General features: G+C 58.2%; 22 protein-coding genes and 1 tRNA gene. 12 read left to right on the top strand and 11 right to left on the bottom strand.

Going from position 1 to position 23,601, the window contains the following annotated elements:
• Positions 1–176: 176 nt before the first annotated feature.
• From VGK14_RS01335 to nudB, 5 genes are all read right to left on the bottom strand, one after another.
• A tRNA-Thr gene (locus VGK14_RS01335) sits at positions 177–252 on the bottom strand.
• Between the two features lie 44 nt (positions 253–296).
• The gene (gene clsB, locus VGK14_RS01330; RefSeq protein ID WP_331507110.1) at positions 297–1,451 is read right to left on the bottom strand and encodes a cardiolipin synthase ClsB; all 1,155 of its coding nucleotides are present in this window, start codon (positions 1,449–1,451) and stop codon (positions 297–299) included.
• Positions 1,448–2,188, bottom strand: coding sequence for an endonuclease/exonuclease/phosphatase family protein (locus VGK14_RS01325; protein ID WP_331507108.1), 741 nt, complete (start codon positions 2,186–2,188; stop codon positions 1,448–1,450). Before VGK14_RS01325 ends, clsB begins: the two co-directional genes overlap by 4 nt.
• A gap of 5 nt (positions 2,189–2,193) precedes the next feature.
• Positions 2,194–3,291, bottom strand: a complete 1,098-nt coding sequence (gene nadA / locus VGK14_RS01320; protein ID WP_331507107.1) for a quinolinate synthase NadA — start codon at positions 3,289–3,291, stop codon at positions 2,194–2,196.
• 33 nt (positions 3,292–3,324) lie between these two features.
• A complete protein-coding gene (nudB, locus tag VGK14_RS01315) occupies positions 3,325–3,774 on the bottom strand; it encodes a dihydroneopterin triphosphate diphosphatase (protein ID WP_331507106.1) in 450 nt (149 codons plus the stop codon).
• Between the two features lie 68 nt (positions 3,775–3,842).
• On the opposite strand from nudB, the gene VGK14_RS01310 reads away from it, so the two are divergent.
• Complete coding sequence (locus VGK14_RS01310; protein WP_331507105.1) at positions 3,843–4,160, top strand: adenylyl-sulfate kinase; 318 nt, start codon at positions 3,843–3,845, stop codon at positions 4,158–4,160.
• Here VGK14_RS01310 and ntrC read toward each other — a convergent pair.
• The 4 genes from ntrC to glnA form a co-directional block, all read right to left on the bottom strand.
• Positions 4,157–5,548 carry a nitrogen regulation protein NR(I) gene (gene ntrC / locus VGK14_RS01305; protein ID WP_331507104.1) on the bottom strand — a complete coding sequence of 464 codons (1,392 nt, stop codon included), beginning with the start codon at positions 5,546–5,548 and terminating at the stop codon, positions 4,157–4,159. The two genes, VGK14_RS01310 and ntrC, sit on opposite strands and share 4 nt — an antisense overlap.
• A complete protein-coding gene (gene glnL, locus VGK14_RS01300) occupies positions 5,545–6,642 on the bottom strand; it encodes a nitrogen regulation protein NR(II) (protein WP_331507103.1) in 1,098 nt (365 codons plus the stop codon). The genes ntrC and glnL overlap by 4 nt, the downstream gene beginning before the upstream one ends.
• Before the next feature lie 66 nt (positions 6,643–6,708).
• On the bottom strand, positions 6,709–7,227 hold the full coding sequence (locus VGK14_RS01295) for a DUF4124 domain-containing protein (RefSeq protein WP_331507101.1): 519 nt from the start codon (positions 7,225–7,227) through the stop codon (positions 6,709–6,711).
• A 110-nt stretch (positions 7,228–7,337) separates the two neighbouring features.
• A complete protein-coding gene (gene glnA, locus VGK14_RS01290) occupies positions 7,338–8,747 on the bottom strand; it encodes a type I glutamate--ammonia ligase (RefSeq protein ID WP_331507099.1) in 1,410 nt (469 codons plus the stop codon).
• 248 nt (positions 8,748–8,995) lie between these two features.
• Between glnA and VGK14_RS01285 the strand changes: the two genes are divergently transcribed.
• Genes VGK14_RS01285 through mtgA form a run of 3 tightly spaced genes read left to right on the top strand, consistent with a single transcriptional unit; the run spans position 8,996 to position 10,950 of the window.
• Positions 8,996–9,451: a rhodanese-like domain-containing protein gene (locus VGK14_RS01285; protein WP_331507098.1), complete on the top strand. Its 456-nt coding sequence runs from the start codon at positions 8,996–8,998 to the stop codon at positions 9,449–9,451.
• Between the two features lie 12 nt (positions 9,452–9,463).
• Positions 9,464–10,261 carry a shikimate dehydrogenase gene (gene aroE, locus VGK14_RS01280; RefSeq protein ID WP_331507096.1) on the top strand — a complete coding sequence of 266 codons (798 nt, stop codon included), beginning with the start codon at positions 9,464–9,466 and terminating at the stop codon, positions 10,259–10,261.
• Complete coding sequence (gene mtgA, locus VGK14_RS01275) at positions 10,258–10,950, top strand: monofunctional biosynthetic peptidoglycan transglycosylase (protein WP_331507095.1); 693 nt, start codon at positions 10,258–10,260, stop codon at positions 10,948–10,950. The genes aroE and mtgA overlap by 4 nt, the downstream gene beginning before the upstream one ends.
• Before the next feature lie 28 nt (positions 10,951–10,978).
• Here the strand turns inward: mtgA and uvrA are convergent, their stop codons facing one another.
• On the bottom strand, positions 10,979–13,792 hold the full coding sequence (uvrA, locus tag VGK14_RS01270; protein ID WP_331507094.1) for an excinuclease ABC subunit UvrA: 2,814 nt from the start codon (positions 13,790–13,792) through the stop codon (positions 10,979–10,981).
• Positions 13,793–13,883: 91 nt separating this feature from the next.
• Here uvrA and VGK14_RS01265 point away from each other — a divergent pair, with 91 nt between their 5' ends.
• Both VGK14_RS01265 and VGK14_RS01260 read left to right on the top strand, forming a co-directional pair.
• Complete coding sequence (locus VGK14_RS01265) at positions 13,884–15,248, top strand: MFS transporter (protein WP_331507093.1); 1,365 nt, start codon at positions 13,884–13,886, stop codon at positions 15,246–15,248.
• Position 15,249: 1 nt separating this feature from the next.
• Positions 15,250–15,723, top strand: a complete 474-nt coding sequence (locus VGK14_RS01260; protein WP_331507092.1) for a single-stranded DNA-binding protein — start codon at positions 15,250–15,252, stop codon at positions 15,721–15,723.
• A gap of 120 nt (positions 15,724–15,843) precedes the next feature.
• Here the strand turns inward: VGK14_RS01260 and VGK14_RS01255 are convergent, their stop codons facing one another.
• Positions 15,844–16,497 carry a helix-turn-helix domain-containing protein gene (locus VGK14_RS01255; protein ID WP_331507091.1) on the bottom strand — a complete coding sequence of 218 codons (654 nt, stop codon included), beginning with the start codon at positions 16,495–16,497 and terminating at the stop codon, positions 15,844–15,846.
• Between the two features lie 109 nt (positions 16,498–16,606).
• Between VGK14_RS01255 and VGK14_RS01250 the strand changes: the two genes are divergently transcribed.
• The 6 genes from VGK14_RS01250 to VGK14_RS01225 form a co-directional block, all read left to right on the top strand.
• Positions 16,607–19,756: an outer membrane lipoprotein-sorting protein gene (locus VGK14_RS01250; RefSeq protein ID WP_331507090.1), complete on the top strand. Its 3,150-nt coding sequence runs from the start codon at positions 16,607–16,609 to the stop codon at positions 19,754–19,756.
• A complete protein-coding gene (locus VGK14_RS01245) occupies positions 19,753–21,024 on the top strand; it encodes a DUF1302 family protein (protein ID WP_331507089.1) in 1,272 nt (423 codons plus the stop codon). The genes VGK14_RS01250 and VGK14_RS01245 overlap by 4 nt, the downstream gene beginning before the upstream one ends.
• Positions 20,984–21,901: an alpha/beta hydrolase gene (locus VGK14_RS01240; protein ID WP_331507088.1), complete on the top strand. Its 918-nt coding sequence runs from the start codon at positions 20,984–20,986 to the stop codon at positions 21,899–21,901. The genes VGK14_RS01245 and VGK14_RS01240 overlap by 41 nt, the downstream gene beginning before the upstream one ends.
• 221 nt (positions 21,902–22,122) lie before the next feature.
• Complete coding sequence (locus VGK14_RS01235) at positions 22,123–22,371, top strand: FmdB family zinc ribbon protein (protein WP_331507087.1); 249 nt, start codon at positions 22,123–22,125, stop codon at positions 22,369–22,371.
• A gap of 61 nt (positions 22,372–22,432) precedes the next feature.
• Positions 22,433–23,050, top strand: a complete 618-nt coding sequence (locus VGK14_RS01230) for a DUF502 domain-containing protein (protein ID WP_331507086.1) — start codon at positions 22,433–22,435, stop codon at positions 23,048–23,050.
• A gap of 17 nt (positions 23,051–23,067) precedes the next feature.
• Positions 23,068–23,601: amino acid--tRNA ligase-related protein (locus VGK14_RS01225; protein WP_331507085.1), on the top strand; the 534-nt coding region annotated here is incomplete at its 3' end.

Genomic DNA, 23,601 nt, shown 5'->3' with positions numbered 1-23,601 from the left:
CTTAGATACTGGTGGCCGTGCGGGAATCTAATCCACGACAAACGGATTAAAAGCTCAAGCACAATAAAAAAGGCCGGAATATCCGGCCTTAATTAATTTCCTACATAATTACCACAAAGATGAAAATTTAATTGCCAACTTCCATTCTGTAGTAAAAAATAACCATTAAAAATCAATGGTGCCGCTGACCGGAATCGAACTGGTGACCTTCGCATTACGAATGCGCTGCTCTACCAACTGAGCTACAGCGGCGAAAGGTGCATTATAGATGTTCGCGCCCTACTCGGCAATTTTGCTTATGCCTTGTCCGGGAAGCCTATCAACCCCATCGCCAAGCGCACCAGATTATAGATAAACCAGGTAGTACTGCGCCGTAATATACTGGTATGGTTCCAGTCATCCAGACGAATCAGTCTGGCGCCTTTCTGGATGGCCTGTTCCAGATCGTCGCGCAGCTGCATCGCGAAATCTTGATCATCCACGACAATATTGGCTTCACGCGCCAGCCACAGGCTCATCGGATCGATATTGGAGGAGCCGATGGTAGCCCAGCGGCGATCGACGACTGCGACTTTGGAGTGCATGAAACTCTTATGGTATTCATGGATTTCGATACCGGCATCGAGAAATTCCCGGTAAAGCGCGCGCGAGGCGTAGTGCAGCAGCCAGTATTCGACCCTCCCTTGCAGGAGCAACACAACTCTTACGCCGCGATGAGCCGCACTGATCAGTGCACGGCGGAAATCCCTACCGGGTAGGAAGTAGGCGTTCGCAATAATAATTTCATCGTATGCCGCCTCAATGGCCGCGAGGTAAGCCTCCTCGATATCGTGACGGTGCAAGGCATTGTCTCGCACCACATACGCGGCCCACATGTTGCCTCTGACGACGAGCGCAGATGGCGTGGGCTTCGATGGTTTTACGCTCCGCAAGCGCGCCCATGCGATACGCCTCCATAAACGGCGCGCGCTCGCCTCTATGCTCTTCAGCAGCGGCCCTTGCACACACACCGCGTAATCTACGCGTGGCGGCGTATGGCCGGGGGTATTCATGTCATCGATGATATTGATGCCACCGATAAAGGCGATTTTGCCATCCACCACGGCAATTTTTCGATGCAGGCGCCGCAACCGGTTACGCTTGAGCGTCCAAGGGGAAATCTTGGGGCGATAGAACAACACCTCGACGCCAGACCGCTGCATTTCCACGATCAGCGTCTTGGGCGTATCTTTGCAGCCAAACCCGTCCAGCAGCACACATACCGTCACGCCGCGCTGTGCCGCCCGGATAAGTGCCGCCGCAACCCTGCGTCCGATGCCATCATCCTCGAAAATATAGGTTTGCAGATGTATTTCGACCTGGGCGCCATCGATCGCGCGCTCCAACGCCGGGAAATAATCGGCGCCGTTGCGCAGCAGAGTGATCAGGTTGTTGGGAACGAAGTCGGTCATAGCCGCATCATTACCGCAGACAATGCCGCATGGTCGGAAACCCTGGCAAAGGCGGGACCACCGTGGATTTGCGCATGCTGGATATAGAACCCGCGCGCATAAATCCGGTCGAGACGAAACATCGGGAGCAAAGACGGGAAGCTGCGCGCCGGTTTGCCGCGCACATGCTCGAAAACTTCCTTGAGCTGCAGGCTATCCGCCAGAATATGGCCCGCCCGCATGCGCCAATCGTTGAAATCGCCGGCAATAATCAGTGGCGCATCATGCGGGACCAGGCTTTCGATACGTTCGCGCAAGGCAAACAATTGGCGTCTGCGCCACCGCGCAAACAAGCCGAGATGGACACACACACAATGCAGATTTTGCCCCCACCCAGGCACCGCAATCTCGCAATGCAGCATGCCGCGTTGTTCGCTGGCATGGGCGGAGATGTCTTCGTTCTCCCACTTGACGATGGGATACTTGGACAACAGCGCATTGCCGTGATGCCCCGCGGGGTAAACCGCATTCTTGCCGTAGGCGAAATCCTGCCAGATGGTATCGGCAAGGTATTCCGGCTGGGAGCCATTAAACAAGTGCCGATGCCGGGCGTGTTCGCCGCGCACTTCCTGCAAGAATACGATGTCCGCCTGCATGCGGCGAATCAGTTCGCGCTGCTCGTGCAGCACCAGGCGCGCATTGAAACTGGTGACACCCTTATGAATATTGAAGGTGGCGATGCGTAGAGTGCTATGCATCCCGGTCAGGAAACGGCAAGCATTCTTTCCAGTGTCAGCCTGGCCAGTTCCGCTTCTTCAGGCGCAACATGGATACGGTTAACGATGTTCCCTTCCGCCAGATTCTCCAACGTCCAGGCCAGATGCTGCGGATCGATGCGCGCCATGGTCGAGCACTCGCACACCAAGGGCGACATGAACTGCACCGCCTTGCCCTCCGGTTTCATACGCTCCGCCAGCCGGTTGACCAGATTCAGCTCGGTACCTACCAGCCAGCGCGTACCGGAAGCGGATTCACTAACGGTTTTGAGAATAAATTCGGTGGAGCCGACTTCATCCGATAACCGGCACACTTCAAAAGGCGACTCCGGATGGGAAATCACCTTGCCCTCCGGATACTGTTTACGGAAATTGACGATATGCTGCGGCTGGAACATTTGGTGCACCGAGCAATGGCCCTTCCATAACAGAATCCTGGCCTTGTCGATCTGCTCTTTGGTCAACCCACCCAGCGGCTGGTCGGGGTCCCAAACGACCATCTCCTCGAGCGGAATACCCATTTTGTGGCCGGTCCAGCGGCCCAGATGCTGGTCGGGGAAGAACAGGATTTTCTCGCGTTGAGAAAATGCCCACTGCGCAATTTTTTGCGCATTGCTGGAAGTGCAGACGATGCCGCCATGTTCGCCGCAAAACGCCTTGAGATCGGCCGCGGAATTGATATAGGTTACCGGCGTGAACGTGGTATCGAAATCGTAATGTTCGGCGAGCTCGTGCCGGCAACGCTCCACCTTGGCCAGATTGGCCATATCCGCCATTGAGCAGCCGGCCGCCATGTCGGGCAGGATGGCGACCTGATCCGGGCGCGACAGAATGTCGGCGACTTCCGCCATGAAATGGACGCCCAAGAAAACAATATACTCGGCATCCGACGCAGCCGCCGCACGCGACAGCTTGAGGGAATCACCCGTATGATCGGCATGCCGATACACGCCCTCCTGCTGATAATGGTGCCCGAGAATAACCAGCCGTCTACCCAGCTTTTCTCGCGCGGCAAGGATGCGGTGTTGGCAAGCATTATCGTTTTCCGCCTGGAAACGTTCGAATTTGATCGGTGCTGATTGCATATTTGCTTTGAAATCCAAATAAAGCCAATTATCCTATAATTGCATACCGTGGCGTGCGCCCAAGACTCGCAACGCCTCGACGTTGGTCCACGAAAACACCCGAATTGCCGCCTTGCGCCAATCCACCCATTGATAACGCAAATGCTCGCGTGGTTCAAGTGTGACCGGCAGCGCTTCCGGCAGTTCCAGCCCGAACAGGTGTTCGGTATTCTGGGTTACCCCTGGTTCATAACGATGGCGCCAATGCGGATAAATCTCGTAAACGTAGTGCATGTGCCAATCGGCAAAACCGTAATGCCCGGCGTCCAGGCCGGTTTCCTCTTTTACTTCGCGAATTGCGGCGTTTCGTGTGGACTCCCCCTCCTCCAGGCTGCCGGTGACCGATTGCCAGAAACCTGGCTTGTCGGCTCTCTCGAGTAATAGTACCTGCAAATCCGCAGTATGAATGAGCACGAGGACTGAAACTGGAATCTTGTAGAGCATCGCGGCGATACTTTACCAGAGCCCGCTACAATTAACGTTGACTCTGATCATGTTTTGGCAATTCATTATTGTTTATCGGGGCCGGGGTTATCGCATTGACCGCATTCATTTCCCCTTACCGTGCCGATCGGGATCGGGCATTGGTGGGCCTGGGTAATTTCATCGGGATTTACTGCGAATGCCCGGTAGATGTATGCGAACAGCGCGGCGCAAAAGGTCTTTATATCAAAGCGCGGCAGGGCGTCATTGCGGAATTAGTCGGCATTTCACCCCTTTGCGAGGTACCGGAAGCACCGGAATTGTTGCTGAACACCGCCAGCCAGCCGCTTGAGACCTGCGTGGATCAAGTGCTGGCACTGCTGCGACTGCGTAACAGCATCGCCTAATCCTCGATACCCAACTCCTGCACCTTGCGTGTCAGGGTATTGCGCCCCATGCCCAGCATGGTAGCCGCCTCGATGCGCCGTCCACCGGTATGGGACAGCGCCTTGGTGATAATAACGCGCTCGAACTGCCGCGTCAGCGTATCCAGAACTTCCGGCTCACCGCGGTCCAGCATGCTGGCGACCTGATTTCCCAAAGCATTTAACCAATCCGCCGTCGCAGCCGGGTGGGTTTCGCTATCCTGGCGTAATTCCGGCGGCAGATCCGCAACATCGACGTTCTGCCCCGGCGCCATTACAGTGAGCCAATGGCATACATTCTCCAATTGGCGCACATTGCCCCCCCAGTTCAACGCAGCAAGGTAGCGCAAGGCGGTCGGCGCCAGGTGTTTGGGTTCCACACCTAGCGATTGCGCGCTTTGCTGCAGAAAATGCCGGGCCAGCAACGGGATATCTTCGCGCCGCTCCCTTAATGGCGGCAAGCGCAGACGGATCACATTGAGGCGGTGGAACAGGTCTTCCCGGAACAAACCCTGGCGAACCCGATCTTCAAGGTCCTGATGAGTGGCCGCGATGATGCGCACGTTGACCTTGACCGGCTGATGGCCGCCCACCCGGTAAAATTGTCCGTCACATAGCACCCGCAGCAACCGCGTTTGCAGGTCCGAGGGCATGTCGCCGATTTCGTCCAGAAACAGGCTGCCGCTGTCGGCCTGCTCGAAACGCCCGCGACGCGCACCCTGCGCCCCGGTGAAAGCTCCCCGTTCGTGCCCGAACAATTCGGATTCAAGCAGGTCTTTGGGGATGGCCGCCGTATTGATTGCGATAAACGGTTTGTCGGCACGCGGGCTGTGCCGATGCAGGGCGCGCGCCACCAGCTCCTTGCCGGTGCCGGATTCGCCGTTGATCAATACGGTCGCATGAGAACGCGACAGTCGCCCTATCGCTCGAAACACTTCCTGCATCGAGGGCGCCTGACCGATGATTTCCGGCGTCTCTTCAGGCGCGACCACTTCACTGCTTTTGCGTTCGCTTTCTTCCACTGCCCGGCGAATGATATCCACGGCCTGATCCACGTCGAACGGCTTGGCCAGATACTCGAATGCTCCGCCTTGAAAAGCGGCGACGGCGCTTTCCAGATCGGAATAAGCCGTCATGATGATCACCGGCACTTCGGGCAGTTGTTTTTTGATCTCTTGCAGCAAGTCCAAGCCGGAACCTCCCGGCATGCGTATATCGCTGACAATCACCTGAGGCTGCGAAGTCTCGAGAGCCGCCAGCGCCTCCGGCGCGGAGGAGAACGTTTTAAAAGGCATATCGGTACGCGCCAGAGCCTTTTCGAATACCCAGCGAATGGAACGGTCGTCGTCGATGATCCAGATTGGTTTCATAGCAATTCCTGATTTTTGGCTTGCGAGCCCGGTCGGGCGGCCGCATATTCGATAGGCAGCATGATGGTAAAACACGTCTGCCCCGGCTGGCTCTCACACTCGATCATGCCGTGATGCTGGGTAATGAAATTTTGTGCCAGCGTCAGGCCCAAACCGGAACCGCCCTCCCGCCCGGACACCAGCGGATAAAAAATACGTTCGCGGATATCTTCCGGTATGCCCGGCCCGTTATCGATAATTTGCAGCCTGATGGCAACACGATAGCGTTTTTTAGCCAATGTTACCTGACGTTCGGCACGAGTCTTCAAAATGATCTCGCCTTGCCCATGCAGTGCCTGCACCGCATTGCGCACGATATTGAGCACGGCCTGGATCAGCTTCTCGCGGTCACCCACCAGATCCGGCAGGCTGGTGTCGTAATCCCGGCGAATCTTGATCCCGCCCGGCGATTCGGCCAGCATCAGGCTGCGCACGCGCTCGAGCACCTCATGGATATTGGTCAGCTCGTACTTGGGTACACGGTGCGGCGCCATCAGCCTATCCATCAGCGACTGCAGGCGATCGGCCTCCTTGATGATGACCTGCGTGTATTCGCGCAAGGTAGGTTGCGCCAATTCATGCTCCAGCAGCTGTGCCGCGCCACGGAGGCCACCCAGTGGATTACGGATTTCATGTGCCAGATTGCGCAGCAGTTCGGCATTGGCTTGCTGCTGGATCAGCATGCGCTCTTCGCGGGCAATACGCAGCTGTTGATCCATCTGCTGGAACTCGAGCACCAAACGCACCGGCGCAAGATCCACCGGGGTAACGGTGCAGGTAGCTGCCAGCGTGTGCTGGCGGAAAGTAGTCAGCGTAAGCTCATGCTCGCGAAAAGGGCTGTTGCCGACCAGGGCGCTTCCCACCGCACTCCATAGCATCTCGGCCCCGATAAACACCTGATCGAGCGGCATCAGGGCAACGTGGTGATAGCTTAAACCGAATATCACTTCGGCCGCGGGGTTGGCATAGACGACGCGACGTTCGCCATCAAGCAGCAGGACGGCTGTAGCAAGGTGTTCGAGACCGGCAAAAGAAGTAGGCAGTTGACTGAGCATCACCTTCCCCAAGCAAGAGCCGCGCCATGATTCTGGCCCCGTCCGCAATCCGCCACCTCGCCGGATTTACTTGATTCCAGCAAGCTCCTTTTGCAGCATTTGAATATTTTTTTCATGCAGGTTGACATTATCCTGCAATTGCTTCATTTTTTCCTCAAACGCAGCCATATTACGCCGCGTTACCGTTTGCGGCTTGCCGTCCTTGCCTGCGATTGTAGTCTTGAACGTCTCCGGATCCGCCTCACCTTCGGCATAGGCCTTTTTGGCTTGCTCCAAAGCCTTCTGCTCGCCCAGCAACTCCTCTTCCAGAATCTTGCGGCGCGTATCGTCGCGTTGCTTCTGCGTATTGGCGTCAACGCGGGGGAAATCTGCCGGAGTTGGCTGGCCTGCGCGCGGCATCCTGTTTTCACGCCCGCCACCCGCCTGCTTGGGGCTACCGTCAAAACCGAAACAGGATAATTTCTTGGCGCCTTTCAATGGAATATTGGTATAAACGATACGCCCCTCTGCATCTTCATATTTACAGGTGTCGGCAGCAGCCGGGACAGCAAGAAGAAAAGCCAGGCAAAAAGTTAACGTTTTCATAACGCTAGTGTATTAGAGAAATCTTAAACCAACAACGTTCCGCCATCGCAGGCAGACGACAGGCAATAAAAAGGCGGGTTTCCCCGCCTTTTTAAACCAGCAGCAACCGCTTAGATCGAATAGTACATATCGTACTCGACCGGGTGCGTGGTCATGCGGAAGCGAGTCACTTCCTCCATCTTCAGACCAATGTAAGCATCGATCATTTCGTTGGAGAACACACCGCCGCGGGTCAGGAACTCGCGATCCTTGTCCAGATATTCCAGTGCCTGATCGAGGCTGGAGCACACGGTTGGGATCTTTGCGTCCTCCTCCGGCGGCAGATCGTACAGGTTCTTGTCGGAAGGGTCGCCTGGGTGAATCTTGTTCTGCACGCCGTCCAGACCAGCCATCATCATGGCGGTGAAGGCCAGGTAGGGGTTTGCACCCGGGTCCGGGAAGCGCACTTCGATACGGCGAGCCTTGTCGGATTGCACGTAAGGCACGCGGATGGAGGCAGAACGGTTGCGCGCGGAGTAAGCCAGCTTCACCGGAGCCTCAAAGCCCGGCACCAGCCGCTTGTAGGAGTTGGTGAGCGGGTTGGTGATGGCGTTCAGCGCGCGAGCGTGCTTGATGATGCCGCCGATATAGTACAGCGCGAACTCGGAAAGGCCTGCATAGCCATTGCCTGCGAACAGGTTCTTGCCGTCCTTCCAGATGGATTGGTGAACGTGCATGCCGGAACCGTTGTCGCCAACGATAGGCTTGGGCATGAAGGTCGCGGTCTTGCCATACTGGTGGGCAACGTTATGCACTACGTACTTGAGGATTTGCGTCCAGTCGGCACGCTGGGTCAGCGAGGCAAACTTGGTACCGATTTCGCACTGGCCGGCGGTCGCCACTTCGTGGTGATGCACCTCGACCGGCACGCCCAACTCTTCGAGCGCCAGGCACATGGCGGAACGGATGTCCTGGAAGGAATCGACCGGCGGAACCGGGAAGTAGCCGCCCTTGACGGTGGGACGATGGCCGATGTTGCCGCCCTCGAACTTTTCGCCGGAAACCCAGGCGGCTTCTTCGGAATACACCTTGCTGGAAGAGCCGGACATGTCGACCGACCAGGTAACGGAGTCGAAAATGAAAAATTCGGGTTCGGGGCCGAAGAAAGCAGTGTCGCCAATGCCGCTGGACTTGAGGTAGGCTTCTGCGCGCTTAGCCATGCTACGCGGACAGCGGTCATAACCGGTGCCGGTGGAAGGCTCGACAACATCGCAGGTCAAGATCAGGGTCGGCTCGTCAAAGAATGGGTCGATATTGGCAGTGTCTGGGTCCGGCATCAGCAGCATGTCGGAAGCCTGAATGCCCTTCCAGCCGGCAATGGAGGAACCGTCGAAAGCATGACCTTCGGTGAACTTGCTTTCATCGAAAGCGGAAACCGGAACAGAAACGTGCTGCTCCTTGCCGCGGGTATCGGTAAAACGGAAATCAACGAAACGAATTTCGTTGTCCTTAACCAGTTTCATAACGTCGGCGACTGCCATGTATTTCTCCTAAAACGCTAGTTGAAGATTAAAATCGACCCGTTGGCACAGCACGAAGCGTGCCAAGTTATTTCCATAAAGTTTCCATTGTCCCATAAACGGATTAAAGAAGCGAAACAAAACCTGGCGCACCATATGCGTGCGCTGGCGCCAAGTCGCGCCTCAAAATGGTGCGCATTTGAATTTGGCTGATATTTTGGCGAGCAAAAGTTTTATACTCTTGGAAACCGTTCAATCAGGACCAAGTTATGGCATCGTTAACCAACATTCTCGCCCAAGCCAAGCAGCGAGCCGTCGACAAGGGGCTCGCTTATGAAGGCGCGCTCACGCCGGAGGAAGCCTGGGAAATATTGCAATCGGCACCCAACGCCAAACTGGTGGATGTACGCAGTTATCCCGAGCTTGATCTGGTGGGCCGCATTCCGCAAGCCGACCATATCGAATGGGCTTTCTATCCCGACTGGAAACCCAACCCGGACTTTGCCAGCCAGCTGAAAACCCAAATCGACCCCGAATCGCTGGTCATGTTCATTTGCCGCAGCGGCGGCCGCTCGCACAAAGCCGCCCAGGCGGCGCATCAGATTGGGTATACAAGCACATACAATGTGCTGGAAGGCTTCGAGGGCGATCCGGATGCAGCCACTGCGCAACGCGGCAAGGTCAATGGCTGGAAAGCCGCCGGACTACCATGGAAGAACGCTTGATTAAAACCGCCCATGAGTGATCGTTACGCCGTATTCGGCAACCCCGTAGCCCACAGCAAATCGCCGTTAATCCACTCCATTTTCGCACAGCAGTCCGGCCAGAATATGAGCTACGAGGCCATATTGGCGCCGCTGGACGGATTTGCGGCGGCCGTGCAAGCCTTCATCTGCTCGGGAGGACGGGGCGCCAATGTCACGGTCCCGTTCAAGGAAGAGGCCTTCCGCCTCGCAACCAGGTTGTCCGAACGCGCCGCGCAGGCCGAGGCGGTCAATACCCTGGTGTTGAACGGCACTGAAATCGCAGGCGACAACACCGACGGCGCCGGACTGGTGTCCGACATTCAGGGCAATCTCGGCTTTTCCATGGCGGGCAAGCGCATTTTGCTGATGGGAGCGGGCGGCGCGGCCCGCGGTGTCATTCTGCCTATACTAGCGGCATCGCCGGCCAATCTGACCATCGCCAATCGCACTCGGGAAAAAGTGGAAGCATTGCGCGCGCATTTCAGCGGCATCGAGGCCAGCAGTTATGCAGCGCTCACCGGACGCCAATTCAACCTCGTCATCAACGCAACGTCCAGCGGATTGAGCGGTGACCTGCCGCCGTTGCCTGCCGGTATTTTTGCCGATAGCGCGCTGGCCTACGACATGATGTATGGCCGGGAAACCCCGTTCATGAGTTTCGCCAAACAACAAGGCGCCAGCGTCGCCGATGGCCTGGGCATGCTGGTCGAACAAGCGGCAGAAGCATTTTTCATCTGGCGCGGCGTTCGGCCGCGAACCGCGCCCGTCATTGCCCAATTACGCGGATGAGATTGCGGCGTTTCTTCTGGCGCGCCACCCTCGCACTGCTCGCCCTGGTTGTGCTCTACCAGTTATGGGTTTTCCTGCACGTCTGGTGGTGGGTGGATCACAACCCCGACTCCAGCGCCTTCATGGAAACGCAGCTGGAAATCCTGCAAGCCAAGAACGCCGACGCCGAACTGCGCCACAAGTGGGTATCCTACAACCGCATTTCCAACCACCTCAAGCGCGCCGTCGTCGTCGCCGAGGATGCCAGGTTCGTCGATCATGAAGGCTTCGATTGGGACGGCATCCAGAAAGCTTACGAAAAGAATCTCAAGAAGGGCAAAATCGTCGCCGGTGGCTCCACCATCAGCCAGCAGCTTGCCAAGAACCTGTTCCTGTCAGGCCGTCGCACACCCTGGCGCAAGCTGGAAGAAGCGATGATCACGCTGATGCTGGAAAACCTGATGACCAAGCAGCGCATTCTCGAAATCTACCTGAACGTCATCGAATGGGGCAATGGCGTATTCGGCGCGGAAGCCGCGGCCCGGCATTATTACAAGACTTCCGCCGCCGGCCTGGGGGCAGAACAGGCCGCCAAGCTGGCGGCCATGGTGCCCAATCCGCGCTATTACGACGGCCACCGCGGCGCACGCGGATTGTCGCGCAAAACCGGCATCATCCTCGCGCGGATGCCGATGGCGGAACTGCCTTAAGAGCAGGCAACCATAAAGCCCAGGCCGCCTAAAGCATGGGCTTCAGGTATCTGCCGGTATAGCTTTTCTCGTTAGCCGCCACTTCCTCCGGTGTGCCCTCCGCAATGATCTGCCCCCCGCCGTTGCCACCTTCGGGGCCAAGATCGACGATCCAGTCTGCGGTTTTGATCACGTCCAGGTTATGCTCGATGACGACAATGGTGTTGCCGTGGTCGCGCAGGCGGTGCAGCACGTCGAGCAATAATTGGATGTCGGCGAAATGCAGGCCGGTCGTGGGTTCGTCCAGGATATACATGGTGCGGCCGGTGTCGCGCTTCGATAATTCCAGCGCCAGCTTGACGCGCTGCGCCTCGCCGCCGGATAGCGTGGTCGCCGACTGCCCCAGCGTGATGTAGCCCAGGCCGACATCCAGCAAGGTCCGCAGCTTGCGCGCCACCACCGGCACCGCGTTGAAAAAGCCATGCGCCTGCTCCACGGTCATTTCCAGCACTTCGCGGATGTTCTTGCCCTTGTACTGGATTTCGAGCGTCTCGCGGTTGTAGCGGTGGCCCTTGCACACGTCGCATGGCACATAGATATCCGGCAGGAAGTGCATTTCCACGCGGATCACGCCGTCACCCTGGCAAGCTTCGCAGCGGCCGCCCTTGACGTTGAACGAATAGCGTCCCGGCCCGTAGCCGCGCATGCGCGATTCCGGCACGCCGGCGAACAGTTCGCGGATCGGCGTGAACAGGCCGGTGTAGGTGGCCGGGTTGGAGCGCGGAGTGCGGCCGATCGGGCTCTGGTCGACGTCCACCACCTTGTCGAAGAATTCCAGCCCGTGGATTTCCTCGAACGCTGCCGGCTCGGTGCTGGACCCGTACAGATGCCGCGCGACGGCACGGTACAGCGTATCGTTAATGAGCGTGGACTTGCCCGAACCGGAAACCCCGGTCACGCACACGAACAGGCCGACCGGCAGGTCGAGCGTGACATCTTTCAGATTATTGCCGCGCGCCTGCGCGAGCTTCAGCCAGCGCTTGGGATCGGGCTCGTGGCGCTGCCCCGGCACCTCGATCTTCTTGTTGCCGGAAAGGTACTGCCCGGTCAGCGAGGCGGCATCCGCCATCACTTCCTGGGCCGTACCTTGCGACACGATGCGACCGCCATGCTCGCCCGCGCCGGGACCGATATCCACGACATAATCGGCAGACAGGATGGCATCCTGGTCGTGCTCGACGACGATCACGGTGTTGCCGATGTCGCGCAGGCGCTTCAGGGTTTCCAGCAGGCGGTCGTTGTCGCGCTGATGCAGACCGATCGAAGGTTCATCCAGCACATACATCACGCCGGTCAACCCCGAACCAATCTGCGAAGCCAGGCGGATGCGCTGCGCCTCGCCGCCGGACAGCGTTTCGGCCGAGCGAGACAGGGACAGGTAATCCAGCCCGACATTGGTCAGGAACGACAGGCGGTTGACCGTTTCCTTGACGATCTTGTCGGCGATGGCGAGCTTCTGCCCGCTAAGCTTGAGCTCCGCGAAAAATGTAAGCGCCTGCTTCAGCGGCCATTCGCAGATTTCGTGCAGGGTCTTGTTGCCGACCTTGACGTGGCGCGCTTCCTTGCGCAGCCGCGTGCCTTCGCATTCCGGGCAGGGCTTGGAATTGAGGTATTTGGCCAGCTCCTCGCGCACCAGCACCGAATCGGTTTCGCGGTAACGCCGCTCCAGATTGTGCAGGATGCCTTCGAACGCATGGCTGCGCGTGCTGGCGATGCCGCGTTCGTTGAGATAAATGAACGGGATACTCTCCTTGCCGCTACCGTTCAGCAGAATCTGCTGGGTGTCTTCCGGCAGCTGCTCGAACGGCGTTTCGACATCGAAACCGTAGTACGAGGCCAGGCTTTGCAGCATCTGGAAATAGAACTGGTTGCGCTTGTCCCAGCCCTTGATCGCGCCGGAAGCCAGCGACAGGTGCGGAAACGCGACCACGCGCTTGGCATCGAAAAAGCTCACCACGCCCAGGCCGTCGCACTTGGGGCAGGCGCCCATCGGGTTGTTGAACGAGAACAGGCGCGGCTCCAGCTCCTGCAGTGCATAATTGCACAGCGGGCAGGCGAACTTGGCCGAGAACAGCTGCTCGTGCTCGGTGTCCATCTCCACCGCCAGCGCACGCCCGTCCGCCAGCCGCAGCGCGGTTTCGAACGATTCCGCCAGGCGCTGCTTGATGTCGGCGCGGATTTTCAGGCGGTCGACCACCACATCGACATTGTGCTTGTGCGTCTTGGCAAGCTTTGGCACTTCGTCCAGTTCGTAAATCTTGCCGTCCACGCGCACCCGTACGAAGCCCTGGGCGCGCAATTCGTCGAACAGGTCCAGCTGCTCGCCCTTGCGGTTGGCCACCACCGGCGCGAGGATCATCAGCTTGGTGTCTTCCGGCAGCCCCATCACCGCGTCCACCATTTGCGAAACCGTCTGCGATTCCAGCTTGATGCCGTGCTCCGGACATTCCGGATCGCCGGCGCGGGCGAACAGCAGGCGCAGGTAGTCGTGGATTTCGGTCACGGTGCCGACGGTGGAACGCGGGTTGTGCGAGGTGGATTTCTGTTCGATCGAGATCGCCGGGCTCAGGCCCTCGATGAGATCCACGTCCGGCTTTTCCATGCGGTCGAGGAACTGGCGCGCATAGGCCGACAGCGATTCGACATAACGCCGCTGACCTTCGGCGTACAAGGTGTCGAACGCCAGCGAGGATTTGCCGGAACCGGACAAACCGGTGATGACGATCATCTTGTTGCGAGGCAGATCGAGCGAGATGTTTTTCAGGTTGTGCGTGCGCGCACCTCTGATGCGGATACTATCCATGGGTTCCTGACGAGTGTTCGGCTAACCTGATAATATACGCAACTTCGCACTGAATTCTCAATCACAAATTTCCATGCAGCCATCAGAAAAGATGACTTCGCTTGAAAAGCGGGCCACCGTTTCGCTTGCGGCGGTGTTCGCATTGCGCATGTTCGGCATGTTCTCCATCCTGCCGGTGCTGGCAATCCACGCGCAATCGCTGCCGGGCGGCACACCATTGCTGGTAGGCATTGCGCTAGGCATAGACGGCCTGGCGCAGGCATTTTTGCAAATTCCGTTCGGCCTGCTCTCCGACCGCTACGGGCGCAAGCGCATGATCTACATCGGGCTGGCGTTGTTTGCGCTGGGCAGCTTTATAGCAGCCGCCGGTGCCAACGACATTTACGTCATCATCCTGGGCCGGCTGGTGCAGGGCACGGGTGCCGTGGCCGCAGCCGTCATTGCACTGCTGGCCGACGTCACGCGCGAAGAGCAGCGCTCAAAATCGATGGCCGTGGTCGGCATGAGCATAGGCGTCACTTTCGGCGCCTCGATGGTGCTGGGGCCGACCCTCAATCACTATATCGGCATCTCGGGCATTTTCGCGCTGACCGGCGTGCTGGGACTGGCCGCGATGGCCGTGATCTGCTTTATCGTGCCGACGCCGCAAATCAGCCGTCCGCATGCGGATGCCGAAACCGTGCCCTCGCAGATCCTGGACATCCTCAAAAATGCCGAATTGCAGCGCCTGGATTTCGGCATTTTCAGCCTGCATGCGGCGATGCGCGGCCTGTTCGTGGTGGTGCCCTTGCTGCTGCTGAACGTGGGGCACTTGCCGGTCAACGAACACTGGAAAGTGTATCTGCCGGTCATGGCGATCTCGTTCTTTGCGGTCGTGCCCGCCATCATCATCGCGGAAACGCGCGGCAAGATGAAGGCGGTATTCTGCGGCGCCGTCGGGCTGCTGACCGTTTCCACGCTGCTGATGGCGGGCATGGTCAACAACTTCAACGGCATCGTGGCGGCCTTGTTCCTGTTCTTTCTCGCCTTCAACCTGCTCGAAGCCACGCTGCCTTCGCTGATCTCGAAAATCGCACCGGCGGGCAGCAAGGGCACGGCCATCGGTGTTTATAACAGCTTCCAGTTTCTCGGCCTGTTCCTGGGTGGCGCGCTAGGCGGATTCCTGGCGCAGCATGCCAGCCATGCGGCGGTATTCGCGTTCTCCTCCGGGCTGTGCGTGGCGTGGCTGTTGCTGGCGCTATCGATGCAGAAACCGCCGGCAGTACGCACTCGCATGTATCATGTGGGCTACGTGCTGGATCCACAAAAAGCGCTGGCCTTGTCCGGCCGTCTGTCCGCACTTGATGGCGTGACGGAAGCCGTCGTTATCGCGGATGAAGGCGTGGCTTATTTAAAAGTAAGCATGGGGGAATGGGACGAAACCCGTGCGCGCGAATTGATCGAAAAGGGAGAGTAAAATGGCATCGGTAAACAAATGTATTTTCATCGGTAATCTTGGCCGCGATCCGGAAATCCGCTACATGCCGAGCGGCGACGCAATGGCGAACTTCTCCATCGCCTGCACCGACAGTTTCAAGGGTAAATCCGGTGAAAAACAGGAGCGTACCGAATGGGTGCGCATCGTCATGTTCGGCAAGCAGGCCGAAATCGCCGGCGAATATCTGAAGAAAGGCTCTTCGGTTTATATCGAAGGCCGCATGCAGACCCGCAAATGGACCAACAAGGAAGGCCAGGACCAATACACCACCGAAATCGTCGCCGAGCGCATGCAGATGCTGGGCGGACGCAGCAGCGGCAGCAACAGCTTCGAGGTAATGGACCGCGACGATGATGGCGGCTCCGCACCGCCGCCGCGCCAGCAGGCGCCAGCCAGCAGCGGACGCCCGGCCAGTGGCTCAATCGACGACATTGACGACGATATTCCGTTCTGACCTCTGTAAAAAAGTAATATGTAAAAAAAGCGGCCGCATTAGCGGCCGTTTTTATTTACAAATCAAGCTCGACAAGATCGATAGGTTGCCAAACAGGTATCCAGAAATGACGGTATGCGCCTATCGTAAATGCCGGAAAATGCGCCCGAACCGTTCCAGCATTTCGACGCTGCCTTGCTTGATCAAGCCTTTCTCGACCGCATAGTCTCTTTGGTTTTCTCCAAAGCCCAGGGTGAGAAATTCCAGTCTGGTCGCAACTACAACCAGATCCGGTCTGGATGCCGGACCAAGGAGCCCCTCCGCCTTGCCATCGCTTACCCGGAGGTGGAATGTTTCGTCATCGATACGGAACTCGTAAGTCTCTGACACCTCCTTTGCCGCGTCGGGATCGAATGTGACCAGCAATGCCTGCATGGCCCAGCGCGGGCGAAAAAACTCATCCGGTTCCGGAATGCCGAGCAGCGAGAATCCCCATTTCACCAGTTCCCCAACCACGCTTCCAAGTCCGCGCCCGCGATCGGTCAACTCATAAACCGCCGAGGCCGCAGGCGGGGGCAGCTTGCCCCTGACCACCAGCCCGTGCTGCTCCATCTCCTTTAGCCTTGCCGACAACAGGTTGGTGCCAATGCCCGGCAAGGCGTCATGCAGATCCTTGAAGCGCTTGGGGCCTGACAGCAGTTCACGGGCAATCAGCAGCGTCCAGCGTTCGCCGACGATATCCAGCGCCTTCGCCAGGGCACAGAACTGGTTGTAACTGCGAGGTGTTTTGCTCATGGCTGAATTTTCCGATAAATAAAATAAAAAGTCAAAATAATATAGTTGACACTATATTAAATTAAAGTTGATACTATAAAAAAAACAAAACCACTGTGAAGGAGTAATCATGCAACGCTATCTGGAATGGGTATTACGTCACCGCATCGCCGTTATCGCGATCGTCCTATTGGTCACTGCCGCTGCCATCGGCCAGGCGCGGCATTTGCGGATCATCATCGATCCCAACACCATGCTGCCCCAGTCCCATCCCTACGTGATGACGAACAACAAGGTCGAGCGGATTTTCGGGTCGAAATATGTCGTGGTCGTCGGCATCACCCCCAAACAGGGCGACATCTACCAGCCCGACGTGCTGGAGAAGGTTCAGCACATCACTTCGGCTCTTTTGCAAACGCCGGGTGTCGTGAAGGAGAACCTGCTCAGCCTTTCCGCACGCCGGGTCAAGAATATCGCTGGCGCAGCCGACGGGCTGGAAGTCAAACCGCTCATGGAAACCGTGCCGCATACGCCGGCACAGATGACAGCATTGAAGCAGGCGATCCACAGCAATCCCGTTTATCTGAACGCGATTGTTTCCAATGACGGGCGTACCACCGCCATCATCGCCGAATTCAAGGATACGCCCGGCGGATTCCGCTCCATGATCGACAAGGTCACGCCCATCGTCGAGCGCGAACGGGATGCTGCCGTGGAAATCAATATCGGCGGGATGCCTAGTTTTCTGTCCAGGATCGAAGTCTATTCCGAGCGCATGGCGTTTCTGCTACCGATCTCCCTGGTGGTGGTCGGGCTGGTGCTCTACGGCGCGTTCCGCTCCAAACAGGGGCTGATCCTGCCGCTGACAACAGCGGGGCTTGCCGTTGCCTGGGGCGTCGGCGTGATGGGAGCGTCGGGAATTCCCATGGATGTTTTCAATGCCTCGACGCCCATCCTGATCCTGGCCGTGGCATCGGGGCATGCCGTGCAGCTGCTCAAGCGGTTTTACGAGGAATATTACCGGCTGCGCAAAACGACCGGCCTGACCGCGAAGGAAGCCAATCACCAGGCGGTGATCGATTCGATCGTCCATGTCGGGCCGGTCATGATCACTGCCGGGATGATTGCCTCGCTGGGATTCTTCTCGCTGATCATTTTCGAGATCAGCACGGTGAAAACTTTCGGTCTCTTCACCGGCATCGGCATTCTGGCTGCCCTGATTCTGGAAATGACCTTCACCCCGGCCGTGCGGTCGTTGCTGACGCCGCCAAACGATAATGAGCGCAGGATCGAACAGCAGCCGAATCTTGCCGACAGAGTGACCGACACCGTGGCGCACTGGGTAACGGGACCGAATCGGCGGAAGGTTTATGCGGCTATGCTCGCATTCATCCTCCTTGCCATTGCCGGTATGGGCAAAGTGGTCGTGGATAACTCCACCAAGAGTTTTTTCGCTCCCGATCTCCCTTTCCAGCGCGATGACAAGGTACTCAACGCGCGGCTCGGCGGCACCAACACGCTTTACTTCCTGGTCGAAGGCCAGGATGAGGACGCCATCAAGGATCCGAAAACCCTGCAGGCGATGGATGACGTGCAGCGTTTCCTGGAGCGGCAGCCCTACGTCGGCAAGACCATAGCCATGACCGATTTTATCAAGCGCATGAACCAGGCGATGAACGGCGACGATCCAACCCATTTCAGGATTCCCGAAAGCCGCGACCTGGTATCGCAATACCTGCTGCTGTATTCGATGTCGGGCGAGCCGGGCGATTTCGATTCCTATGTCGATTACGGCTACCGCTCGGCCAATATTACGGTCTACCTGAAAACGGACAGCAGTGCCTATGTCGAGTCCCTGATCGCCAAGCTCAACACGTATGCCGCAACCAGATTCGACGGCAGCGTACATTTCAGCATTGGCGGCAGCGTACCGCAAAGCGCGGCGCTCAACGAAGCCATGGTGCGCGGCAAGATCCTCAACATCCTGCAGATCGGCGCGGTGGTGTTTGTCATCTCAGCCCTCGTATTCCGTTCCTTTGTGGCCGGGATGCTGGTGCTGGTGCCACTGCTGATCGCCGTGATCGCCAATTTCGGCCTGATGGGCTGGAGCGGCATCCTGCTCAACATTCCCACCTCGCTCACCTCAGCCATGGCCGTGGGCATCGGCGCGGATTATGCGATTTACCTGATCTTCCGCCTGCGCGAGGAACTGACTAACGGCCATGACGAAATCACCGCCACCCGCCATGTCCTGGCCTCGGCCGGCAAGGCGACGCTGTTCGTCGCATCGGCGGTGGCCGCCGGTTATGGCGTGCTGCTACTGTCCTTCGGCTTCTACATTCACATGTGGATGGCCATTCTGATCGCGGTTGCCATGATAGTCAGCGCCTTCGCCGCCTTGCTGCTGATCCCGGCACTGATCCTCAGCTTCCGCCCCAACTTCATTTTCAGGAGAACACCCATGAAACTGCACCCTGCGCCCATTGCCATCGCCGTACTGGCGATCGTCTCCGGCCTTTCCATGCATTCCGGGAATGCCTGGGCCGCCGAGCCTACCGTCATCGACATCATGCAAAAGAACTTTGTGGTGAACAAAATGATTGACTCCGTTTCGGACGCCACCTTTACCCTGGTCAACAAATCCGGGCAGGAACGGGTCCGGCAAACCTTCGGCACCACCAAACTGGAAGCGAATGGCCTCGACAACATGCGCATGACACGCTTCCTGTCACCCGCCGACATCAAGGGCACCGTGTCTCTGCTGGTAGAACACGCAGACAAGGACGACGACATCTGGATCTACCTGCCGGCCTTGAAGAAAGTGCGGCGCATGGTGGCCAGCAACAAGAAGGACAGCTTCGTCGGTACCGACTTTTCCTACGGCGACGTGATCGGCCACAAGGTCGGCGAGTGGAACCACAAGCTGCTGGGCGAAGAAGTGGTCGACGGCAAGCCCTGCTATGTCATCGAATCGCTGCCAAAGAGCGACGACATCAAGGCCGGCAGCGGTTATTCCAAACGCAAGGGCTGGATACGCAAGGACAATTTCATGAGCGTCAAGGCCGAATTCTGGGATGAATCCGGGCAACTGCTCAAGACCAGCACCTTTACCGATATCCGGCAGGTCGATCCCGAGCACGACAAGTGGCAGGCCATGCGGCTGGAGGCCGACAACGTGCAGACCGGGCATCGCACCGTCATCCAGTACGGCAACTTCAAGGTGAACCAGAAGGTGCGGGACGACTTCTTCACCACGCGCTACATGGAGAAAGAGCAATGAGCTTTCATCGCCTGCCCATGCTGGTGCTGGGTGGCATCCTGTTGCATTGCCCTGCGGGCTGGGCCGACGAACCTCTGCCCGATCAACATGGCGTCATCCAGACACTGGGCATCAGCGGTTCGGTGCGCGGAGGGTACTGGTCATCTTCCATGAATCTCGACGGCAAGAGCGATCAGTTCTCCGAAGCGCTCTGGATCAAATCCGAGCCGAGGCTGGGCAAAAACGCGAGCCTGTTGCTGGAAGGCTGGCTGATGAACGAAGACGCCACGCGCGGCGATGGCCGCCGGGGCAAGCTGCGCGAGGGTTATCTGAACATGGGCGCCGGTAACGCCGACTTCCGCATCGGCAAGCAGATTATCGTCTGGGGGCGGGCGGACAAGTTCAACCCTACCGATAACCTGAGCCCGCGCGACTATACGCTCTTGGCGCCGGAAGACGACGACCAGCGCAGCGGCGTCTATGCGGCAAAAGCCACCTACAACCTCAAGGACTGGTCGCTGAGCGGCTTCTGGCTGCCGGAATTCCGGCCCAACGTGTTGCCGCTGCCGCACACCCCGGGATTGAGCTTCCGCGAACGCATTCCGCATGGTCAGGGCGGCGGCATCAAGGTCGAACAATCAGGCAAGGCCGTCGACTGGTCGGCGTCCTATTATGACGGCCTGGATCTCAACCCGGACCTCAGCATCGGCTCTTTCAGTAGCAGCGGGCTGAACCTGCGTCTCGATCATCACCGCGTCCGCGTCATTGGCGTCGATGCCGCCACCGTGGTCTGGCGCTACGGCCTGCGCGCGGAAGCGGCCTATACCCGCACCGAGGATAGCGACGGCCGCGACCCGTTCGTCAAGAACCCGTTCTTCTATCTGGTGGCCGGGGGCGACCGCACCTTCTTCGAATACCTCAATATCAACCTGCAGTATTACGTCCGCTACGTCTCCCGTTATCAGAACCCGGCGAGCGTAGCCAATCCCGCGTTGCGGACGGTAGCGATCCAGGGTGCCGTGATCAGTAACCAGTTCGACCGCTTCCAGCACGGCATGACCTTCCGCATCAGCGACAAGTGGCTGCACGAAACGCTGGAAGGCGAGGTCGCCGGCATCGCCTCCTTCACCAGGCGGGACTTCGCGCTGAAACCGAAACTGGTTTATTCTTTTAACGATCACTGGAAAAGTACGTTCGGCGCGAACCTGTTTCGCGGCGAGGACAACACGTTCTATGGGCGGCTGCGCGATGACTCGACCGTATTCATGGAAATCAGATACAGCTTTTGAACCCGAGGAGACCATCATGAAAAACCTGAACACTCCGGGCTCCATCGCGGAGCTGCAAGTCAATGACGGAGTGACCTTGCGTTACCTGAAGGCCGGTGCCGGCGCGCCGTTGGTCCTCCTGCACACCATCCGCACCCAGCTTGACTATTTTCGCGCAGTCATCCCCCGCCTGGCCGAGCATTACACCGTGTACGCGGTCGACCTGCCGGGCCACGGCCATTCATCGATAGACAAAACCGCCGCCTATGACGAGCCGTATTTCCGCGAGGCGATGATCGCCTTCATCGAACGGCTCGACCTGCATGACGTGACGCTGGTCGGTGAGTCCATCGGCGGCGTGCTGGCCATGACGGTCGCCGGCGCGCTGCCAGACCGCGTCAAGGCGGTCGTTGCCAGCAACCCCTACGATTACGACAGCCGCTATGGCGACGGCGTGCGTCGCGGCAACCTCATCGCCAACGCCATCATTGGCAGTTTCGGCGTCCCCGTGATCGGCGCCGTCAGTGCCGGGCTCGAAAACAGGCTGTTTCTGGGCATGGTGTTGAAAGGTGGGTTGCACAACCCGCGCAACTTGCCTGACGATCTGCTGGCCGAGTTCGACCGTGTCGGTCGCCGCAGCGGGTATCGCCACGTTGAACGCAAGACATTTGCCGGATGGCGCTCATGGGGCGAAGCGCGCCGTCTTTACCAGAACATCAAAGTGCCGGTCACACTGATCTACGGTGACGAGGACTGGTCGCGTGCCGGGGAACGGCAACGCAACGGTTCCGAAGTGCCTGGCGCCACGATGACCACCATTCCCGAGACCGGCCACTTTGCCTTTCTCGAACATCCGAACGCGATCGTGGACATCATCCTGCGCCGCAAGGTACGCTGAGAGCCGATTCCGGACATCGGTAGCAGAGACAGCCAAGACGTGTCAAACCGGACGCTCTACCCTATAGAAAACCGCTCTGGTGTCGCTAAGCTGCTGAACCAGAAAGCCGGCGCTTGCCGCCTTAGGTATTTTTGGCACTACTTGATTACGCAAGGGCACGCCCCAATATAGAAAACCGGAGCTTGTCGGGTATAATTTTGTTTTTTAAGGAGGTTCCTTTTATGCCGATTTACGATTACCGCTGCACCAATTGCGGCATTGAAAAAGAAATGATGCAGAAAATGAGCGAAGCGCCGCTTACCACTTGCCCGGAATGCGGCAAGGAAACCTTTGCCAAGCAGCTTTCTGCCGCCGGTTTCCAGCTCAAGGGCAGCGGTTGGTACGCCACCGACTTCAAGGGCGGCTCCAAGCCCAAGGAAGAAAGCGCGGCAGCCAGCACGCCATGCGGCGGCAGTTGCGCCTGCCACTAAATAACTTATAAGGAAGAGCCAAAAGCAAAGTTCGCGCGATGCGAACTTTGCTTTTTTATCCATGCTAAAACGCTATTTCATTACCGGCCTCTTGGTGCTGGTGCCGTTGGCTATCACCGTGTGGGTGCTGACCACGCTGATAGGCGTCATGGACCAGAGCCTGCTGCTCTTGCCGTCGAGCTGGCGCCCGGAAAACCGCTTCGGCTTCCGCATCCCGGGCCTGGGCGCGCTGCTGACGCTCTTGATCGTGCTGGTGACCGGCGTTATCGCCACCAACTTCTTCGGCCGCCGCATCATCCTGTTCTGGGAAGCCTTGCTGGCGCGCGTGCCGGTAGTAAAATCGATTTATTACAGCGTCAAGCAAGTCAGCGACACGCTGTTTTCCGATTCCGGCCAGGCGTTCCGCAAGGCATTGCTGGTGCAGTATCCGCGCCATGGCAGCTGGACGATCGCGTTCCAGACCGGCCATCCGGGCGGCGATGTGGCCAACCATCTGCAGGGCGAAGACTACGTCAGCGTTTATGTGCCGACCACGCCCAACCCCACTTCGGGCTTTTTCCTGATGATGCACAGGAATGAAGTCGTCGAGCTCGACATGAGCGTGGACGACGCGCTGAAATACATCATCTCGATGGGCGTCGTCACTCCCGACAACCGCCCTTTACACGACCAACCATAAACTCACACCAGATCATTATGCGTACTCATTACTGCGGCGAACTCACCAGCCAACACATCGGACAAACCGTCACCCTGTGCGGATGGGCGCACCGCCGCCGCGACCACGGCGGCGTCATTTTCATCGACCTGCGCGACCGCACCGGCATGTCGCAGATAGTGATCGATCCGGATACGCCGCAAGCCTTTGCCAATGCCGAAACCGTGCGCAACGAATTCGTGCTGAAAATCATCTGCAAGGTGCGTCCGCGGCCGGAAGGCACGGTCAACCTCAGCATCCCGACCGGCGAAGTGGAAATGCTGGCGAGCGAAATCGAAATCCTCAATCCGTCGCTCACCCCGCCGTTCATGCTGGATGACGACAACCTCAGCGAAACCGTGCGCCTGGAACACCGTTATCTCGACCTGCGCCGCCCGGCGATGCAGAAGAACATGATGCTGCGCTACCGCGTCGCCAAGACCATGCGCGACTACCTGGACACCGCCGGCTTCATCGAAGTCGAAACGCCGATGCTGACCCGCTCCACCCCGGAAGGCGCGCGCGACTACCTG

The organism is Novimethylophilus sp. (assembly GCF_036504375.1).
Taxonomy (GTDB): domain Bacteria; phylum Pseudomonadota; class Gammaproteobacteria; order Burkholderiales; family Methylophilaceae; genus Novimethylophilus.
The sequence above is the reverse complement of the archived record's forward strand: the minus strand, read 5'-3'. Positions and strand labels throughout refer to the sequence as shown.

Coding starts and splice junctions, on each gene's coding strand:
- clsB (WP_331507110.1), bottom strand. CDS start 1,451: ATGACCGACTTCGTTCCCAACAACCTGATCACTCTGCTGCGCAACGGC.
- VGK14_RS01325 (WP_331507108.1), bottom strand. CDS start 2,188: ATGCATAGCACTCTACGCATCGCCACCTTCAATATTCATAAGGGTGTC.
- nadA (WP_331507107.1), bottom strand. CDS start 3,291: ATGCAATCAGCACCGATCAAATTCGAACGTTTCCAGGCGGAAAACGAT.
- nudB (WP_331507106.1), bottom strand. CDS start 3,774: ATGCTCTACAAGATTCCAGTTTCAGTCCTCGTGCTCATTCATACTGCG.
- ntrC (WP_331507104.1), bottom strand. CDS start 5,548: ATGAAACCAATCTGGATCATCGACGACGACCGTTCCATTCGCTGGGTA.
- glnL (WP_331507103.1), bottom strand. CDS start 6,642: ATGCTCAGTCAACTGCCTACTTCTTTTGCCGGTCTCGAACACCTTGCT.
- VGK14_RS01295 (WP_331507101.1), bottom strand. CDS start 7,227: ATGAAAACGTTAACTTTTTGCCTGGCTTTTCTTCTTGCTGTCCCGGCT.
- glnA (WP_331507099.1), bottom strand. CDS start 8,747: ATGGCAGTCGCCGACGTTATGAAACTGGTTAAGGACAACGAAATTCGT.
- VGK14_RS01285 (WP_331507098.1), top strand. CDS start 8,996: ATGGCATCGTTAACCAACATTCTCGCCCAAGCCAAGCAGCGAGCCGTC.
- aroE (WP_331507096.1), top strand. CDS start 9,464: ATGAGTGATCGTTACGCCGTATTCGGCAACCCCGTAGCCCACAGCAAA.
- mtgA (WP_331507095.1), top strand. CDS start 10,258: ATGAGATTGCGGCGTTTCTTCTGGCGCGCCACCCTCGCACTGCTCGCC.
- uvrA (WP_331507094.1), bottom strand. CDS start 13,792: ATGGATAGTATCCGCATCAGAGGTGCGCGCACGCACAACCTGAAAAAC.
- VGK14_RS01265 (WP_331507093.1), top strand. CDS start 13,884: ATGACTTCGCTTGAAAAGCGGGCCACCGTTTCGCTTGCGGCGGTGTTC.
- VGK14_RS01260 (WP_331507092.1), top strand. CDS start 15,250: ATGGCATCGGTAAACAAATGTATTTTCATCGGTAATCTTGGCCGCGAT.
- VGK14_RS01255 (WP_331507091.1), bottom strand. CDS start 16,497: ATGAGCAAAACACCTCGCAGTTACAACCAGTTCTGTGCCCTGGCGAAG.
- VGK14_RS01250 (WP_331507090.1), top strand. CDS start 16,607: ATGCAACGCTATCTGGAATGGGTATTACGTCACCGCATCGCCGTTATC.
- VGK14_RS01245 (WP_331507089.1), top strand. CDS start 19,753: ATGAGCTTTCATCGCCTGCCCATGCTGGTGCTGGGTGGCATCCTGTTG.
- VGK14_RS01240 (WP_331507088.1), top strand. CDS start 20,984: ATGACTCGACCGTATTCATGGAAATCAGATACAGCTTTTGAACCCGAG.
- VGK14_RS01235 (WP_331507087.1), top strand. CDS start 22,123: ATGCCGATTTACGATTACCGCTGCACCAATTGCGGCATTGAAAAAGAA.
- VGK14_RS01230 (WP_331507086.1), top strand. CDS start 22,433: ATGCTAAAACGCTATTTCATTACCGGCCTCTTGGTGCTGGTGCCGTTG.